Raw genomic sequence first — 18,181 nt, 5'->3', positions numbered from 1 at the left:
ACGCGCCCGCGCCGCCAGGCCGCCGAGCCCGCCGCCACGGCCGAGGCGCCTGCCGCGGAGCCGCCCGCTGCGCCGGAACCCGTCGCGGCCGAGCCGGGACCCCTGCCCGCCGCCGCGGCCGAGCCCGCGGTCGTGGCGCCCGAGCCCGCGCCGGAACCGATCGCGGCTGCGACCGAGCCCATGCCCGAGCCTGGCGCGCCCGAGTTGGTGGTGGGCACGCCGGTCGCCCCTATCGTCCTCGGCAGCGACGCCCCCGCCGAACTCCCGCGCAAGCGCGGCTGGTGGCGAAAGTAGGGGGCGGCTCCCCCCAACCCTCCCCCACCCACTTCTCCCTCCCCCGCTTTTGCGGGGGAGGGCCGGGGTCGGGGCCGAACCACCCTACCCGTCAGGATCCGCCGCCTTGCCCCGTCTGACCGTGCTCGAGCCGGAAGCGATGTATCCGGACACCCTCCTCGAGCAGCGGATCCTCGGCCCCGAGGTCGAGGTCATCCAGGGCGGCGCGCCCCACCCCGAATCCCTCGACGCAGTCTCCGACGAGGTCTGCGCCCGCGTCGACGGCCTGCTGATCTTCCGCCACTGGCTGAAGCCCCACCACGTCGCGCGCTTCCCGAAGCTCAAGGTCGTTGTCCGCATGGGCGTCGGCTACGACCGGCTGGACCGCGCGGCCTGCGCGGCGCGCGGCATCACGGTCTGCAACGTGCCGGACTACGGCACGATGGAGGTCGCGGACCACGCCATCGCGCTTACGCTGGCGCTCCGGCGCGGCATCGCGCTGCACCACGACCTGCAGCGCGACGGCGCACCCTGGCGCTACAAGGACCATCCCGTCATCCGGCGCCTCGGCGTGCAGGTTTTCGGCGTGGTCGGGCTGGGGCGCATCGGGACCGCTGCCGCGCTGCGCGCCAAGGCGCTGGGTTTCCGGGTCCGCTTCCACGACCCCAACCTGCCGAATGGCTGGGACCGCGCGCTGGGGTTCGAGCGCGCGCGCACGCTGGACGAGTTGCTGGCCTCGGCCGACGTGCTGTCCATCCACGTCCCCGACACCAGGACGACCCGCGGGCTGATCGGCAAGGCGCAGCTCGCGCTGCTGCCGGACAACGCCATCGTGGTGAACACCGCGCGCGGCAGCAGCCTCGACCTCGATGCGCTGGAGGCCGAGCTGCGCTCCGGCCGCCTCGCCGGCGCCGGGCTGGATGTGATCCCGGTGGAGCCGCCGATGGAGCCGATTCCCTCGCTGCTCAAGGCCTACCGCGCGCGGGAGCCCTGGACGATCGGGCGGCTGATCGTCACCCCGCACAGCGCCTTCCACACGCCCGAATCCTGGGCCGACATCCGCCGGCTGAGCGCGGAGACGATGCGCGACAACCTCGTCCTCGGCATCCCGAGCAATGCCATTCCGCCCGACGGCGATTGAACCCCGCGCCGCAGGCGATGTAGAAGCGCGGCGCTGACGGTTCAGGCGAAATAAACTTGTCTGCGGCATGCTCGACCCGGCATGCCGGCCCCGGAACGTGCCGCGCGTGAACGCATGGCGTGAAAGGGGCGGAAGTTTCCTTGTGCCGTGAGGCGAAAACCGCCTTTATGGGGATGGGCGCGGCGCTGTCGGACTCGTCGCCGCTCTGGGACAGGGGATCGGTGCAGGTCATTCTCGACATCTCCCGGCTGCTGACGGTGGCAAACCGGCCGGCACCGAGCGGGATTGACCGCGTCGAGCTCGCCTATGCCCGGCGCTACGCCGAGGATCCGGGCTCCGCCTGCACCTTCGTCGCGGAACTCCCCTTGCTGGGCTTCGCCGCGCTGCCGCGCCAGGCCGTGCGCGACCTGATTGCCGCACTCGACCAGGCCTGGCAGACCGGCAAGCGGATGGCGGTCCCGGCCGCGCGGCGGGCGCGGCTGGCGCTGCCCTTCGGCCGCAGCGCGTTGAGCGAAGCGCTGCGCCGGCCAGGGCCGAAGGCGTTCCTGCTGGTCTCGCACCGCTCGCTCGACCGGCCGGCGCGGATCGCGGCGATGCGGCGGCTGGGCTGCCACTTCGTGCCGATGATCCACGACCTGATCCCGCTGGTGCACCCCGAATTCGCGCGGCCTGGCCATGCCGAGAAGCACCGCAAGCGCATCGACGGCACGGCGCAGCACGCCGACGGGATCCTGGTGAACTCCGGCGTGACGGGCGGCGAGCTCGCGCCCTGGCTCGCCCGGCGGGACGTGCCGCCGCCGATCGCCGTCGCGCCGCTCGGCGTCGCGCTGCCGAAGGTGGAGGAGCCTCCGGCGGCGCCGCGCCCCTATTTCGTCGTGGTGGGCACGATCGAGCCGCGCAAGAACCACATGCTGCTGCTCAACCTCTGGCGCCAGTTCGGCGCGACGATGGGGCCGCGGGCGCCGCGGCTGGTGGTGGTTGGCCGGCGGGGGTGGGAGAACGAGAACGTCCTCGACATGCTGGAGCGCTGCGCGGCGCTGGACGGGCTGGTGAAGGAACACGGCCAGATGGGCGACCGGGAGCTCGCGCAGCTGCTGCGCGGAGCGCGCGCCCTGCTGTTCCCGTCCTTCGCGGAAGGCTTCGGGCTGCCGCTGGCGGAGGCGCTGGCGCTCGGCGTGCCGGCGATCGCGTCGGATCTGCCGGCGCTGCGCGAGGTCGGCGCCGACGTGCCGGACTACCTCGATCCGCTGGACGGCGCGGCCTGGCGGTCGGCGGTGCTGGATTATGCGCGGGCGGACAGTCTGGCGCGGCGGGCGCAGCTCGCGCGCATGGCGGCCTGGCGCGCGCCGGACTGGGACGCGCATTTCGGCGTGGTGGACGGGCTGCTGGCGGATCTCGCGCGGCCCAGCCTGCCGGCGCGCCGCGCCGCGCGCCCCGCCCTGCAGGCCGCCGCGCTGCGCGACGGTCCGGCCAGCTGACCGGCGGGCTCTGCTGATGGCGCGGAACGACCGCCGCAAGGCGGCCGAGGCGACACCGATCGCGATCCTCGGCGCGGCCTGCCGGCTGCCCGGCGCGCCCGACCTCGACAGCTTCTGGGCGCTGCTGGAAAGCGGGACGGACGCGGTCACGACGCTGCCGGCGGACCGCTTCACCCAGGCGGCCTTCCTGCATCCGCGGCGCAGCGAGCCCGGCCGCAGCTACACCTTCGCCGCCGGCCATGTCGGCGACGCCTATGGCTTCGACGCCGGCGCCTTCGGCATCTCCCCGCGCGAAGCGTCGGAGATGGACCCGCAGCAGCGCATCCTGCTGGAGGTGACGCTCGGCGCGCTCGAGGATGCGGGCTGGCGGCCTTCCGCGGTGGCGGGGCAGGAGGTCGGCGTCTTCGTCGGCGGGTCGTCCACCGACTATGCGGAGCTGCGGCTGCCCGACCATGCGGGCGCGGACCGCTACTTCATGACCGGCAATGCGCTGAGCATCCTGTCCAACCGCATCACCAACGTCTTCGACCTGCGCGGGCCGGCGGAGACGATCGACACGGCGTGCTCCTCGTCCCTGGTGGCGCTGGACGCGGCGTGCCGGGCGCTGGCCGAGGGGCGGATGCCCGCGGCGCTCGCGGCGGGGGTGCAGATGCTGCTCTCGCCCTACGCCTTCGTCGGCTTCTCGCGCGCGGGGATGCTCTCGCCGACCGGGCGCTGCCGCGCCTTCGACGCGGCGGCGGATGGGTATGTGCGGGCGGAGGGCGCGGGCGCGCTGGTGCTGAAGCGGCTGGACGACGCGGTTCGCGACGGCGACGCGATCCGCGGCGTGATCCTGGCGACGGGGGTGAACAGCGCGGGCCGGACCATCGGCCTGTCGCTGCCGAACCGGGATGCGCAGGCGAGACTGATCCGATGCGTGATGGACCGGGCGGGCGTCGCGCCGGAACGGGTCGGCTATTTCGAGGCACATGGCACCGGCACCGTCGTCGGCGATCCCGCCGAGGCGTGGGCGATCGGCAGCACCGCGGCCGCCGGGCGTGCGGCGCGGCTGCCGGTGGGGTCGGTGAAGACCAATGTCGGGCATCTGGAACCGGCATCGGGTATTGCCGGCCTGCTGAAGGCGATGCTGGTACTGGAGAAGCGCGTCGTGCCCGCGACGCTGCACCAGGACACGCCCAATCCGCATATCGACTTCGACGCGCTGAACATCCGCGTGCCGGCGGCCAAGGAAGCCCTGGATGCACCCGAGGACGCGGTAGCGGGCGTGAACTCCTTCGGCTTCGGCGGCACCAATGCCTGCGCGCTGATCGGGCCGGCCCCGGCGGCGAAGCGTGTTCGCGCGAAGGACGGGCTGGCACCGCCGCTGCTGATCTCGGCGCGATCGGCGGCGGCGCTGCAGGAACTGGCGTCCCGCTGGCAGGCGCGGCTGGAGCAGGCGAATGCAAAGCAAGCCGCGCCGCTGGCGCGTGGTGCCGCGCGGCATCGCGACCTGCTGCCGCATCGGCTGGCGCTACGTGGCAGTGCAAGCGCGCTGGCGGCGTGGCGCGAGAACGGCACCGCCGATGGCGTGACGAGCGGCGTCGCCGCGGCGCAGGGCGCGGTCTGCTTCGTCTTCAGCGGCAACGGCGCGCAATACGCCGGGATGGCGCGCGACGCGCTGCGGCACTCGCGGTCCTTCGCGCGCGCGATGGACGCGGCGGATGCCGCGCTCGCGCCGCTGCTGGGTTGGTCGCCTCGCGCGCGTATCGAAGCCGGCGTGAACGCGGAGGAGCTTGCGGCGACCGATGTCGCGCAGCCCCTGCTCTTCGCGATCCAGGTCGCGATGCTGCCGGCGCTGGCGGAGCAGGGCCTGGCGCCCGCGATGGTGCTCGGCCATTCCGTCGGCGAGGTCGCGGCCGCGCAGGCCGCGGGGCTGCTGACGCTCGATCAGGCCGCGCGCTTGGTCGTCGCACGCAGCCGTCACCAGCATGCACGCCAAGGCGTCGGCCGCATGGCCGCGCTGAACGCGACGCCCGAGGAAGCCGAGGCCCTGGTCGCCGGCACGCAGGTCGAGATCGCGGCCTTCAACGCGCCGGCCGCGCTGACGCTGGCCGGGCCGGCGGAAGACCTGGATGCCGTGCGCGTGGCGGCGGAGGCGAAGCGGCTGGCCTTCGTGCCGCTCGACCTCGACTACGCCTTCCACAGCGCGGCGATGGACCCGGTGCGCGACGCGCTGCTGGACGATCTGTCCACGCTTGAATGCGGCGCGCCGGCGATCCCGATGCTGTCCTCGGTCAGCGGCACGGCGCTCGGCGCCGGAGAGACCGACGCAGCCTACTGGTGGCGCAACCTGCGCGAGCCCGTGCGCTTCGACGCGGCGGTGCGCGCGGCGATCGCGCGCGGCGCGCGGATCTTCGTCGAGATCGGGCCGAACCCCGTCCTGCAATCCTACCTGCGCGAGACCGCGCGTGCCGCGAATGCCGAGGCCGCGAATGTCGCGAGCCTGTCGAAGCGCGACGCGGAAGGCGCCGATCCCTTTCCCGTCATCGCCGACCGCGCCTTTGTCGCCGGCGCCGACCTGCGCGAAGGCGCGGCCTTCGGCGGCGCCGCCGAGCGCCGCCTGCCGCTGACGCCCTTCGACCGCCGCGCCTTCCAACACCCCGTCACCGCCGAAGGCGCGCGGCTGACCAACCCCGACCAGGATCATCCGCTGCTCGGCTTCCGCAGGGGCAACGAGCCCGGCGTCTGGACGCGCGCGCTGGACACCGTGCTGGAGCCCTGGCTGGCGGACCATCGCCTCGGGCCCAATGCCGTGCTGCCGGCCGCCGCGATGCTGGAGATGGCGCTGGCCGCCGGACGCGCCGTGCAGCCAGACGCCGCCGCGCTCGAAGTCGCGGAGTTCCGCATCCTGCGCGCGCTGGTGCTGGAGGACGACGCCGCGCGCGAGATCCGCTGCGTGCTGGAAAGCGAATCCTTCCGACTGGAATCGCGCCGCCGCATCGCGGAGACCACCTGGACGCTTCACGCGCTGGGCGAGGTGCGGCCCGTCGCGCCAACCGCGCTGGCCATGCCGCCGCTGCCCGTCGCGGGCGAGGCGATGGACGGGGAGACAATCCGCGCGCGCGCCGCGCTGCTGGGCCTGACGTATCGTGCCGCCTTCGCCGCGGTGGAGCGCGTGGAGGCCGCTGACGACCGCGCGCTGGTGCGGCTGGCGCTGACCGACGCGGCGCCAAGCGACGCCGACTTCATCCTGCATCCCGCGCGGCTGGACGGTGCGCTGCAGGGGCTCTTCGCGCTGCTCGATCCCGCGGCGCTCCCGCCGGGCTCGGGGCTGGTGCCGGTGAAGGCCGGGCGGCTCGTCGCGCTGCCATCCGCGCAGCCCGCGACGACGGCGGAGATCGAAGTGACGCGCCGCGGCGCGCGATCCGCAGCCGCGCGCCTCGTGCTGCGCGACGCCGCGGGGCGCGCGGTGGCGCGGCTGGACGACGCGGTGTTCCAGCGCGTGGCCCTGCCGCATGCCGACCCCGCCGAAGCCGCCGCGCGCATCGACTGGGTGCCGGCGCGGGAGGGCCCGCCGCCCGCGCCAGCCCTGCCGTCCGCGGTCGAGGCCGCGCGCCGCGCCGCGCGCGAGCGCGACCTGCAGGAAGCGGCCCTGCTGCTGGAAGCGCATGTCGCCGCCGCCGCGCAGGACGTCCCGCTGCTGACCGCGGCGCCGGAGGCCTCCGCGTATCTGGCGTTCCTGCGCCTCGCCCTGGTCGAGGACGGCGCGGCCGAGGCCACGCCCTTCCGCCTGGTCCCCGATGCCGCGCTGCCGCCCGCGCAGGAGATCTGGCGGTCGGTGCTCGCCGACCGCCCCGAACTCGCGCTCGACCTCGCCTGGATCGCCGAGGCCGCGGAGCGCGTGCCGGAGGCGCTGCGCGGCGTGCGCCGCCCCGTCGCGCCGCCGCCGCTGGCCGGTGCCGCCTTCGCGAACCTCGCCGATGCGCTGGCGGACTCCGTCGGTGCGCTGGCCGCGGCCTGGCCGGAGACGCGGCCGCTGCGCATCCTGGAAGTCGGCGCCGCCGGCGACATGCTGGCGCGCCGTGTCGCCGCGCGGCTCGCGCCGCTGGGTCGGCGCGTGCACTACGTCGCGGCGGGCGAGCAGCGCATCCCGCTGCCGGTCGCGCCCGACGTGATGGTGCTGGAAAGCGCGGCCTGGGATCCGCGCGGCGGCGAGGCGCCACCAATGGTGGGCGACATCGTCGTCGGCCTTGCGGCTGCGGCACGGCTGCGCGCGGGCGCGACGCTCGCCGCGGCGCTGAAGCCCGCGCTGGCGGAAGGCGGCGCGCTGCTGCTGGCGGAGCCGCTGCCCGGCCGCGTCTGGACCTTCGTTTGCGGCCAGGATCCGGCCTGGTGGAGCGGCCTCGGCCCCGATCCCGCGGGCGGTTCGGATGGCGGCGCGCTGCCCGACGCCGCGCTGTGGCTGGCGCGCCTCGCCGAGGCCGGCTTCCGCGCCGGCGTCGCGGAACCCATGCCTTGCGCGCCCTGGCCCGCCGTGCTGCTGGCCGGCGAAGCGCCGCCGCCGCCGGTCGCCGCGCGTCCTGCGGCGCCGCGCACACTGGTCGTCGCGGAACCCGGCGCGGAGGCGCTGGCGGCGGGCCTGTCGAAGCACGTCGCGACGGAGCGCATCGGCTTCGACGCCGCGCCGCGGGCGCTGTCGGGCGCGCGGGTCGTCGTGCTGATGGCGCCGGACGATCTGCCGACGTCGCTCGCCGCGCTGGTGAAACTGGCGGAATCCGCGGCCGGCAGCGCGGCGGGCTTCGCGGTGGTCACGCAGGGTGGGGCGGGCTCGCCCCAGGCCGCGGCGATCCACGGGCTGATGCGCGTGCTGGCGAACGAGATGCCGGCGCTGTCGCCACGGCGCATCGACGTGGCGCCGGACATCGCGGCGCGGCGGCTTGCCGCCGAACTCGACGAGGCCGAGCCGGAGGTCGCCCTGACCGCCACGGCACGGCTGGTGCCGCGGCTGGTGCAGGGGCTCGCGGCGCCGGCGATCGGCGGGCCGCTGAAGCTCGGCATCGCGCAGCCCGGCCGCCTCGGCACGCTGCGCTGGGAAGCCGGGGAGACGCGCGCGCCCGGTCCGGGCGAGGTCGCGATCCGCGTCGAAGCCGCCGGGCTGAACTTTCGGGACCTGATGTGGGCGCAGGGCCTCCTGCCGGAGGAGGTGCTGGAAGCCGGCTTCGCGGGTCCGACGCTCGGCATGGAATGCGCCGGCGTCGTGGAGGCCGCGGGTTCGGGCGTCGCGCTACGGCCCGGCGCGCGGGTCTTCGGCGTCGCGCCGGCCGCGCTCGCCGCGCGCGCGATCACGCGGGTCGAGGCGCTGGCGCCGCTGCCGGAAGGGCTGAGCGCGGAGGCGGCGGCGACCATCCCGGTGGCCTTCCTGACAGCGGTCCATGCGCTGGAGGAATGCGCGCGGCTGCAACCCGACGAGACCGTGCTGATCCATGGCGGCGCCGGCGCGGTCGGGCTCGCCGCGCTGCAGGTCGCGCAGGCCGTCGGCGCGCGCGTCGCGATGACGGCGGGCTCGCCGGCCAAGCGCGCCTTCCTGCGCGCGGCCGGCGCCGATCTCGTGCTCGACAGCCGCGATCCCGGCTTCGCGGATGCGTTGCGCAACGCCTGGGGCGGGCGGGGCGCGGATGGCGTCGTGGACGTCGTGCTGAATTCCCTTGCCGGCGAGGCGATGGAGCGCAGCCTCGGCCTGGTGAAACCCTTCGGGCGCTTCGTCGAGCTCGGCAAGCGCGACTACGTCGAGAACCGCCGCGCGCCGCTGCGGCCGCTGCGGCGCAATGCGACCTACTTCGCGGTGGACGTGGACGAGCTGCCGCGCGCGCGTCCGGCGCAGGCGGCGAAGCTGCTGGCCGGCATCGGGCAGCGGCTGCGCGACGGCACCTTCCGCCCGCTGCCCTTCGCGGTGTTCGGGCCGGAGGAAGTGGAGGCCGCGTTCCGCACGCTTCAGGCGTCGTCGCATATCGGCAAGCTGGTGGTGCGCCCGCCCGCGATCCGCGCAGTGGTGCCGGCGGCGCCCTGGATGCCGGCGAATGACCATGTCGTCGTCGTCACCGGCGGCACGCGCGGTTTCGGGCTCGCCTGCGCGAAATGGCTCGCGCGGCAGGGCGTGCGGCATCTCGCGCTGGTCGGGCGGCGTGGTGCCGAACAGGACGCCGTCGCGCTGCGCGATCTCGCCGCTCTCGGCGCGCAGGCCGCGATCCATGCTTGCGACGCGTCGGATGCGGCGTCGCTTGAAGCCACCCTCGCGACGATCCGTGGCGTGCGGCCGATCGGCGGCGTGGTGCATGCCGCGGGCGTGCTGGACGATGCGGCCGCCATCGCGATGGACGCCCCGCGCTTCCGGCGCGTGCTGGCGCCGAAGCTCGATGCCGCAGAGAACCTGGACAGGCTGACGGCGGGCGACGGGCTCTCGCTCTTCCTGCTGTTCGGCTCGGCGACCACGGCCTTCGGCAATCCCGGCCAGGCCAACTATGTCGCGGCCAACGCGGCGCTAGAAGCGGTCGCGCGGCGCCGTCGCGCAGCCGGCCGCCCCGCGCTCTGCGTAGCCTGGGGGCCGATCGCGGATGTCGGCATGCTGGCGACGGATGCCGGCAAGGCGGAGACGCTGCACCGCCGCCTCGGCATCGCGGGCATGCCGGCGGAGGAGGCGCTGGCCGCGCTGCCCATGCTGCTCGCCGCGCCGCATGCCGCGCCGCTGCTGGTGCGGCTGGGCGGCGAGGGCCGCCTGCGACTGCCCATCATGGCCGAGCCGATGCTGGCGGCGCTGGCCGACAGCGACTCCAGCGCCGACTCCGGCGATTTCCGCGCGCGCCTGGCCACCATGCCGCGGGCCGAGGCCGAGGCCGCGATCCTGCGCCTGGTGCAGGAGGAGATCGGCCGCATCCTGCGCCTGCCCGCCGAGGCCGTCGGCGCGGAATCGCCGGTGACGGGGCTCGGCCTCGACAGCCTCGGTGCGCTCGAGCTGCGCGGCGCGCTGGAATCGCGCCTGGCCCGCCAGGTGCCGATCGCCGGCCTGTCCGAGGAGTTGACGGTCGCCACCCTGGCGCGGCAGATCGCCGAGGCGGTGCTGGCGCCGGCGACCGAAGCGACGATCTCCGTCCTGATGGAGAGCTTCGAGCCGGCGCCGGTCGCGGCGGCGAGCTAGGAGACGATTGCGCAGCATGGCGCGGGGCCAGGCCTTCGGATTATCCGCGACCGCGCGGCTCGCGCTGGTGCAGCGCCTGGCGCGGCGGCGTGAGGGGCAGGAAGCGCAGGCCGCGGCCGACACGCGCGGCTTCGGGTCCATCCAGAACCTCAAGGACTGGGAGCTGGTGCGCGACGCGATGGACGCGCTGTCCATCCAGAGCCCGTTCTTCCGCACGCATGAAGGCCGCGCCGGCGCGCACAGCCAGGTCGGCAACCGCGACCTCGTCAATTTCGGCAGCTACGACTATGTCGGGCTGAACGGCGATGTACGGCTGCACCAGGCCGCCGCGCAGGCGATGGCGCGCTACGGAATCTCGGCTTCCGCGTCGCGGCTGGTCTCGGGCGAGCGCCCCATTCATGCGGAGTTCGAGCGTGCGCTCGCCGCACACTACAACGCCGAGGCCGCCCTCGCCTTCGTCAGCGGGCATGCGACGAACGTCACGGTGATCGGGCACCTCATGGGGCCGCGCGACGTGATCGTGCACGACGCCGCGATCCACAATTCCTGTGTCGAGGGCGCGCGGCTGTCGGGCGCCCGGCGCGTGCCTTTCGCGCATAACGACGTCGCGAATGCCGAGCGCGAGCTGAAGGCCGCGCGGCGCGGCGCGCAGCGCGCGCTGATCGTGGTCGAGGGCCATTACTCCATGGACGGCGACGTCCCGGACCTCGCGGGCTTGGTGCGGCTGGCGCGGCAATACGACGCCTGGCTCATGGTGGACGACGCGCATGGCCTGGGCGTGGTGGGCGCGACCGGCAAGGGCGTGTTCGAAGCCGCGGGTGTGGATCCTTCCGAAATCGACATCTGGATGGGCACGCTGTCCAAGACGCTCTGCGCGTGCGGCGGCTACATCGCGGCGCGGGCCGAGCTGATCGACTGGCTGCGCCATACCGCGCCGGGCTTCGTCTATTCCGTGGGCCTGCCGCCGGTCCTGGCGGCCTCGGCCCTGGAGGCGCTGCGGATCCTCCACGCCGAGCCCTGGCGGGTGGCGAAGCTGCAGGCCAATGCGCGGCTGCTGCGCGACCTTTGCCGCGCCGCGGGCTTCGACACCGGCGCCTCGGCGGGCCTCGGCATCGTGCCGGTGGTGCTGGGAAGCTCGGTGCGGGCGACGCGGGTCTCGGCGGCGCTGCTCGATCGCGGGGTGAATGCGCTGCCGATCATCTTCCCCGCCGTGCCGGAAGGGGCGGCGCGGCTGCGCTTCTTCCTCTCGGCCGAGCACGAGGAGGCCGACATCCGCGCAGCGGTCGCGGCGCTGGTCGCGGCGGCGGATAGCGTGCCGGCGGCGGATGGGGGGTTCTAGCGAAAAGGCCCTCTCCACCCGCAGGGGGGAGAGGGGATGGGTAAGGGAGGCTCGCAGGATGAAGTACGTGATCTGTCACCCGCACGTCCCCCTCACCCAACCCTCTCCCCGATAAGAGGGGGAGAAGGCTTGTCCCCGCTGCGCATCGCGCTGCTGACGCTGCCATCGGTGATGAGCGACGCGGCGAGCCTGGCCTTTGCGCGCGAGCTCGGCGGGAGGCTCGTGTTGCTCGGCCTGTCCGATCCGATGCGTCCTGGCGCGGGCGGCGCGGTCGGGCAGCTTCGACGCCACCTCGCGCGGTCCGGACCGCGCGTGCTGCCCTATCTCGCGCTGGGCTTCGGGCTGCCCCGGCGCAGCGCGTTCCGGCGCGTCGCGGGCGCGAGGGCCGTTACGATCCACGATGTCAACGGCGCGACATTCCGCGACGCGCTGGCTGAGGCGCGCCCCGACCTGATCGTCACGCTGCATTTCGACCAGATCCTGGCGCCCGAGACGCTGGCCATCCCGCGACTCGGCGGCGTGAACCTGCATCCCTCGCTGCTGCCGCGACATCGCGGCCCCGTCCCGGCCTTCTGGGCGCTGGCGGAAGGCGGGGCGGAGGCCGGCGTCAGCCTGCACCGCCTGGCAGCGCGGATCGACGCGGGCGAGATCCTGTCGCAGCGCCGCGTCGCGCTGCCCGCCGGCGTCTCGGCACTGGACGCGTCGCGCCGCCTGCATTTGGCGGGGCTGCCGCTGCTGCGCGACCTGCTGGCGCGACTCGAAGCCGGTTACGCCATCGCCGGCACGCATCCCGCCATCCTGCCCTATCGCGGCTTTCCCGACGCCGCCGCGCTTAACGCCGCGGCAAGGCGGGGCGTGCGACTTGTCGCGCCGGCCGATCTCCGCCTGCTGATTCCCGGGCGTGCGACGCGGCCAGATTGACCCCGGCTCCGGCCGGTGCGATGGCGGGGCGTCCCGATGACATCGAGCCCTGATCCTGCCGGGCGGCGCAGCTTCCTGTTCCTGCAGGGGCCGATCACGCCCTTCTTCGCCGAGGTCGCGGCAGGGCTCGTCGCGCGGGGCCACGCGACGCACCGCATCAACCTCAATCTCGGCGACCGGCTGTTCTGGCGCGGCGGGCCGCAGCCCATGGTGGACTACCGCGGCCGGCCCGAGGACTGGCCCGGTTTCATCGAGACCTATCTCGACCGCCACGGCGTCACCGACATCGTGCTGCTGGGCGAGCAGCGCGCCTATCACCGCGCGGCGATCGCCGCCGCCCAGGCCCGCGGCATCGCGGTGACCGTGACGGATTTCGGCTATTTCCGCCCGGACTGGATCACGCTGGAACGCGACGGCATGGGCGGCGACAGCCGATTCCCGCGCGACCCCGCGGCGATCCGAGAACTCGCTGCCGGTCTGCCGCGCGCCGATCTCGAGGAACGGCTGAAGGACGACTTCCCCCGCCAGGCGCGCTGGGACGTCGCCTACCACGTGCTCAGCCTGCTGCCCTGGCCCTTCCCGCACTACCGCAGCCACCACCTGCACCACCCCTTCGCGACCTATGCCGGGATCGGGCGCCGCCTGCTGCGCCGCAGGGCAGAGCGCGCGGAAGGCGAGCGCGCGCTGAGCCGCGTCAAGGACCATCCCTACTGGGTCTTCGCGATGCAGATGGAGAACGACTTCTCCCTGCGCGCCTATTCCCGCTATCGCGACATGGACACGCCGGTGGCCGAGGCGGTGCGGTCCTTCGCCAGGCACGCGCCGCCGGACGGGCACCTCATCGTCAAGGTGCATCCGCTCGATCCCTGCCTGAAGCGCTGGCACCGCCGCCTCCCCGCAATCGCGGAGGCCGCGGGCGCGGTGCATCGCGTGCATGTCGCGCATCACGGGCCGCTCGATCCGATGCTGGCCGGCGCGCGGGGGATGGTGACGGTCAACAGCACGGTCGGGCTGCGCGCGGTGGTGCTGGGCTGCCCGGCGAAGGCGCTGGGGCAGGCGGTGTGGGACGTGCCGGGGCTGGCGCACCAGGGCGCGCTGGACGGCTTCTGGACCGAGGCCGCGCCGCCGGAGTCATCGCTTCGCGAGGATTTCCTGGCCGCGCTGCAGGCGACGACCCAGCTCCGCGGCGTCTTCTACGCGCCGGAAGGCCGTGCCGTCGCGGTCGCCGCGACGGTGGAGCGGCTGCATGCCGGCACCGTCGGCGTGCCCGCGCGCGCGGCGGCGGCGGAGCCAGTCCCGGCGGGCTGACGCCCGCCCAGCAAGCCTGTGACTTGTTGCGCTCCTCGCCGCATCGTAGAGCAGGCATCCTCGCCCCAGCATCCCGGTCGCATGTCCGTCATCGCCCCGCGCATCGCCGTCCTCGTGCCCTGCCACAACGAGGCACTGACGGTCGCCGATGTCGTGCGCGGCTTCCGCGCGGCGCTGCCGGATGCGGTGGTCTACGTGTACGACAACAATTCCTACGACGGCACGGCCGATGTCGCGCGCACGGCCGGCGCCGAGGTCCGCTTCGAGCGCATCCCCGGCAAGGGCAGCGTGGTGCGGCGGATGTTCGCCGACATCGAGGCCGACTGGTACGTGATGGTGGATGGCGATGCGACCTACGACGCGTCCGCCGCGCCGCGCCTGGTCGCGACGGCGATCGAAGGCGGCTACGACATGGTGAACGCGGCGCGGGAGGAGACGGGCGAGGCCGCCTATCGCCGCGGGCACCGCTTCGGCAACCGCGTGCTGACGGGACTTGTCGGCACGATCTTCGGCTCCCGCACGAGCGACATGCTGTCGGGCTACAAGGTCTTCTCGCGCCGCTTCGTGAAGAGCTTCCCGGCGACGAGCGCGGGCTTCGAGATCGAGACGGAGCTGATGATCCACGCGCTTGAACTGCGCCTGCCCGTGGGCGAGATCGCGGCGCCCTATGGCGAGCGGCCGGAGGGCTCCACCAGCAAGCTTGCGACCTGGCGCGACGGCTTCCTGATCCTGCGCATGATCGGCCTGCTGATCCAGCGCGAGCGGCCGCTGGAGTTTTTCACCGTCGTCGCGGCGGTGCTGATGGTGGTCTCGATCGGACTCGGCATCCCCGTGGTCGTCACCTTCCTCGAGACCGGGCTGGTGCCGCGCTTCCCGACGGCGATCCTGGCCTCGGCGCTGATGCTCTCGGCGCTGCTGTCCTTCGCGGTCGGGCTGATCCTCAGCGCGATCACGCACAGCCGGCGGGAGATGAAGCGGCTGGCCTACCTGGCCGTGCGATAAGGCCCGGGGTTCACGCTCTTTTCACCGGGGCGCGCGTAGAAGGGCCGGCCAGACAGCCCGCCGGTTCATGTCCAGCTCCCTCAATCGCGACGACGTCCCCGACAGCATTTTCTACTGGGTGTTCGAAGCCAGCTCCGGCAACAGCTGGGGCGGCTGGCTGGTGCTGGACAGCAGCGCGGCGGCGCCGGGCGACGTGATCATCACGGCGCGCGGCCGCTACGTCATCCAGTCCGAGACGGAATACGGCATCGACCTGTCGGGTGTCGGACTGGCCGACGCTGAGGTGCATGTCGAATGGTACCGGATCGGCAGCCTCGGCGTCTTCCTGCCGACGCTGGGCGGCACGTCGGCGGTGGCCGGCACCGCCGGGCTGGGGTCGGAGCTCGACCAGGCCTGGACGGGCTCGGCCTGGTCGCTGTTCGGGCGCGGCGGGGAGTTTCAGGTGGATGCGGCGGACATTGCGGAAAGCCCGACGCCGCCGGAGCCACCGCCGCCGCCTCCGAGCACGCCGCTGTTCACCGTGCTGACCAATGGCGTGCTGCTGAACCTGCCTGCCACGGCCTATTCCGGGCCGGTCGCGGGGTTGCAGTGGCAGTTCCTGGGCAGCGAGTCCGGCGAGGTGGTGGGAGCCTCGGACGACAACGACTTCCTCAACCTGCTTGGCGGCACCGACGCGGCGGACGGCCGGGCCGGCAATGACGTGCTGGACGGCGGGACCGGGTCCAATTTCCTGACCGGCGGCAGCGGGCGAGACGTCTTCTTCCTCGACGGGCGCGGGTTGGGGCCGACCTGGGCCACAATCACGGATTGGGAAGCCGGCGAGCAGCTCAGCCTTTTCGGCTGGCGGCCGGGCGTCAGCACGCTGACCTGGGTGGCACAGGACGGGGCGCCGGGCTTCCAAGGTGTGACGCTGCACGCGGACCTCGACGGCAACGGCGTCTTCGACGCGAGCGTGACCTGGGCCGAACGGTCGCAGGGCGACCTGCCGTCGCCGCTGAGCTTCGCCGGGCTGCTCTGGTTCACCTGAGGCGGCGCCGGGGGGCCGGTCGGGCGCGCTTCGGAACGGTGGTGCGTCGGAGACTCGGCGTTCTCCATCGCGTGCGGCAAGGGATCAAGCAGCTTCCAGGGTAGCATGCGCGGATCCCGCGGGCAGAAGTCCGTGTACGCGAAGCCGCTGACGACGCGAATGCCGCAGCCGCGATGCAGCCGGAGCGGGCTGCCGTTGTCCGCCGGCGCCGCATTGGCCTGCCAGCGATGGTGGCGCGCCAGCCGCGGGTTCACGCTCACACATCCGTGAGGTGCCGGCGGCTTCTGCCTGGCCGATTGTAACGCCGGCGAACTCGACACCCGCCTGCCGGAGGGGCTATTCGCCTGCCCGTGCCGGACGCCCACCGGGGGAGCCGGCCCCGTCAGCCGAAGGTAAGTGCCGAGATGGACACTGCGAGCGGACGCTCCGACTTGCCCGCGACGCTTCGCGGCGGGCGCGGGCTCCGGCTTGCCGCGGTGGCGATGATGCGCAACGAGGGCGACATCATCCGGCCCTTCCTGCGCCACTGCGCGGAGTTCTTCGACGAGGTCTTCATTGCTGATGTCCGCGCCACCGACGGCACGGGCGAGGTGCTGCGCAGCTTCCACGATCCCCGCCTTCAACTGCATGTCTACGAGGTCACGCGGCAGGAGAAGTTCCAGGGCGCGCTGATGAACCTGCTGTCGCGTCGCGCCTTCGCGCGCGGCGCGGACTGGGTGTTCCTGCTCGACGGCGACGAGTTCCTGGCCGCCGAGACGCGCGAGGATGTGGAGCAGGCGCTGCGCGACCTCGGCGGCGACGTCATGATGCTGCCCTGGATGAACCTGGTGCCGATGCAGTTCGGCAGCTTCGCCAGCTTCGACGTGGGGCAGGATTTCCGCTGGTCGGGCCGGACCTCGTCCTTCAGCAAGGTCGCGATCTCCAGCCTCTTTGCCGCCAACAACCCGGACTACCACGTCCAGGAAGGCAACCACGCCGTCGCGATCTCGCCCGGTGGGCCGGACGTGTACGGCCAGCCCGGGCTGCCGCTGCTGCATCTGCCGGTGCGGTCGCTCGATCGGCTGAAGTACCGGATCGGATCGAGCCTCCGCCTGGTACGCGCCAAGCACAACCGCAAGCCCGGCGAGGGCAGCCATGTGGACAGCCTGGACGAGCTGCTGGGCCGCGGCGCGATCGGCGCGCCGGAGCTGCGCTTCATGGCGGCGAGCTACGGCCAGTCGGTGGAACACACCGACGCGCTGGACCCCGAGGCGCTGGGATGGCCCGTCCGCCGGCTGCCGGCGTTCTGCCGCGAGCCTGTCCCGGGCGAGGACGCCGTCGGCGTCGCGGGCCTATCGGAGACGCTGCGCGCCGACGCCGCAATCGTCTGGGACCGCGACGAGTTCGCGCGCGACAGCGGCGTCGCCGCGCTGATCGACGGCAACCGCATCCGCATCGTGCCGCAGGCGCTGGCGGGGTCCGGCACGCCGCGCAACGCGCCCTTCGCGGCGCTGCCGCCAGCGACCGTGCCGGAGAGCTTCGGCGAGGACTGGCTGACCGAGGTCGTCGCCGCGACCTGCACGCCGATGAAGGCCTGGGCTTTCTCCGCCTGGACCGAGCTCGTGCCCGTGATGTACGCGCTCTTTGCCCTGCTGAAGCCGCGGCGCTACGCCGAGCTCGGCGTGCACAACGGCATGAGCTTCTTCGCGGCCTGCCAGATCGCCGAGAAACTCGGCGTGCCGGCGGAATGCGTGGCCGTGGACAGCTGGGTCGGCGACGTCCATGCCGGCTTCCACGACACCTCGGTCTTCGATGGCTTCCGCGCCTATATCGCGGAGAACCACCCGGACCAGCACTACATCCAGGCCTATTTCTCCGCCGCCCGCGCCTGGTTCGAGGATGGCTCGATCGACCTGCTGCACATCGACGGGCTGCACACCTACGAAGCGGTGAAGGAGGATTTCGAGACCTGGCTGCCGAAGATGTCGGACGCCGGCGTCATCATCTTCCACGACACCAACGAGTTCGGCCGCGGCTTCGGCGTCTGGCGCCTGTGGGAGGAGCTGCGGCGTCGCTACCCCGCCTTCGAATTCGCGCATGAGCACGGGCTCGGCGTCGTCTATGTCGGGAAGGAGCCGCATCCCTTCGCCGCGCTGCTGCGCCAGCTGTCGGAGAATCGGCCAAACGCGACACTGGCCCAGGCCTATTTCGCCGCTGTCGGAACATTGCTGAAGGAACAGCGCAGCGCCGCCGCGGCGCTGAGCGTGTCGCCGACTGACGGATCGCCTGCGCCGGTGAAGGTCGTCGCCGATGCCGACCTGCAGGCCCGCTACGACGCGGTGGTGAACAGCACGACCTGGCGCATGACGGCGCCGCTGCGTGCGATGCTGAACGCCATGCCGGCGCTGCGCCACTTCCTGCGCCGTGGCCTGAAATCGGTGTACTGGCTCGTCACCGGGCAGTTTCCCGAGCGGTATCGGCTGTATCGCCAGGCGCGGGCCGAGGCCGCGCAGCGGCAGGGTTCCTAGGCAGCGCGGCCGGC

General features: G+C 73.4%; 10 protein-coding genes. All 10 read left to right on the top strand.

The window, feature by feature from the left end; genetic code table 11:
• Window positions 1-294 (top strand): hypothetical protein (locus tag ACLF3M_RS21565; RefSeq protein ID WP_430659040.1); only part of this gene is annotated, 294 nt, incomplete at its 5' end.
• A gap of 106 nt (window positions 295-400) precedes the next feature.
• Window positions 401-1,414 (top strand): C-terminal binding protein, encoded by a 1,014-nt coding sequence (locus tag ACLF3M_RS21560; RefSeq protein WP_430659039.1) that lies wholly within the window; start codon window positions 401-403, stop codon window positions 1,412-1,414.
• A gap of 167 nt (window positions 1,415-1,581) precedes the next feature.
• The gene (locus ACLF3M_RS21555) at window positions 1,582-2,892 is read left to right on the top strand and encodes a glycosyltransferase family 4 protein (RefSeq protein ID WP_430659038.1); all 1,311 of its coding nucleotides are present in this window, start codon (window positions 1,582-1,584) and stop codon (window positions 2,890-2,892) included.
• Window positions 2,893-2,908: 16 nt separating this feature from the next.
• On the top strand, window positions 2,909-10,063 hold the full coding sequence (locus tag ACLF3M_RS21550) for an SDR family NAD(P)-dependent oxidoreductase (protein ID WP_430659037.1): 7,155 nt from the start codon (window positions 2,909-2,911) through the stop codon (window positions 10,061-10,063).
• A gap of 16 nt (window positions 10,064-10,079) precedes the next feature.
• Complete coding sequence (locus ACLF3M_RS21545) at window positions 10,080-11,402, top strand: aminotransferase class I/II-fold pyridoxal phosphate-dependent enzyme (RefSeq protein ID WP_430659036.1); 1,323 nt, start codon at window positions 10,080-10,082, stop codon at window positions 11,400-11,402.
• A gap of 129 nt (window positions 11,403-11,531) precedes the next feature.
• The gene (locus ACLF3M_RS21540; protein ID WP_430659035.1) at window positions 11,532-12,323 is read left to right on the top strand and encodes a formyltransferase family protein; all 792 of its coding nucleotides are present in this window, start codon (window positions 11,532-11,534) and stop codon (window positions 12,321-12,323) included.
• A 36-nt stretch (window positions 12,324-12,359) separates the two neighbouring features.
• Window positions 12,360-13,631 carry a capsule biosynthesis protein gene (locus ACLF3M_RS21535; protein ID WP_430659034.1) on the top strand — a complete coding sequence of 424 codons (1,272 nt, stop codon included), beginning with the start codon at window positions 12,360-12,362 and terminating at the stop codon, window positions 13,629-13,631.
• Window positions 13,632-13,712: 81 nt separating this feature from the next.
• Window positions 13,713-14,633: a glycosyltransferase family 2 protein gene (locus ACLF3M_RS21530; RefSeq protein WP_430659033.1), complete on the top strand. Its 921-nt coding sequence runs from the start codon at window positions 13,713-13,715 to the stop codon at window positions 14,631-14,633.
• Window positions 14,634-14,700: 67 nt separating this feature from the next.
• The gene (locus ACLF3M_RS21525) at window positions 14,701-15,660 is read left to right on the top strand and encodes a hypothetical protein (RefSeq protein ID WP_430659032.1); all 960 of its coding nucleotides are present in this window, start codon (window positions 14,701-14,703) and stop codon (window positions 15,658-15,660) included.
• Between the two features lie 404 nt (window positions 15,661-16,064).
• On the top strand, window positions 16,065-18,167 hold the full coding sequence (locus tag ACLF3M_RS21520; protein ID WP_430659031.1) for a class I SAM-dependent methyltransferase: 2,103 nt from the start codon (window positions 16,065-16,067) through the stop codon (window positions 18,165-18,167).
• The last annotated feature ends 14 nt before the right edge of the window (window positions 18,168-18,181 follow it).

The sequence above is a fragment of the Falsiroseomonas sp. HW251 genome (assembly GCF_050563545.1).
GTDB lineage: Bacteria > Pseudomonadota > Alphaproteobacteria > Acetobacterales > Acetobacteraceae > Falsiroseomonas.
This window is presented reverse-complemented; position numbering and strand designations above follow the sequence as displayed.

Excerpts from the sequence above, each read along its gene's own strand:
- ACLF3M_RS21525 (WP_430659032.1), top strand. The coding sequence starts at position 14,701 with ATGTCCAGCTCCCTCAATCGCGACGACGTCCCCGACAGCATTTTCTAC.
- ACLF3M_RS21520 (WP_430659031.1), top strand. The coding sequence starts at position 16,065 with ATGGACACTGCGAGCGGACGCTCCGACTTGCCCGCGACGCTTCGCGGC.
- ACLF3M_RS21550 (WP_430659037.1), top strand. The coding sequence starts at position 2,909 with ATGGCGCGGAACGACCGCCGCAAGGCGGCCGAGGCGACACCGATCGCG.
- ACLF3M_RS21530 (WP_430659033.1), top strand. The coding sequence starts at position 13,713 with ATGTCCGTCATCGCCCCGCGCATCGCCGTCCTCGTGCCCTGCCACAAC.
- ACLF3M_RS21555 (WP_430659038.1), top strand. The coding sequence starts at position 1,582 with ATGGGGATGGGCGCGGCGCTGTCGGACTCGTCGCCGCTCTGGGACAGG.
- ACLF3M_RS21535 (WP_430659034.1), top strand. The coding sequence starts at position 12,360 with ATGACATCGAGCCCTGATCCTGCCGGGCGGCGCAGCTTCCTGTTCCTG.
- ACLF3M_RS21545 (WP_430659036.1), top strand. The coding sequence starts at position 10,080 with ATGGCGCGGGGCCAGGCCTTCGGATTATCCGCGACCGCGCGGCTCGCG.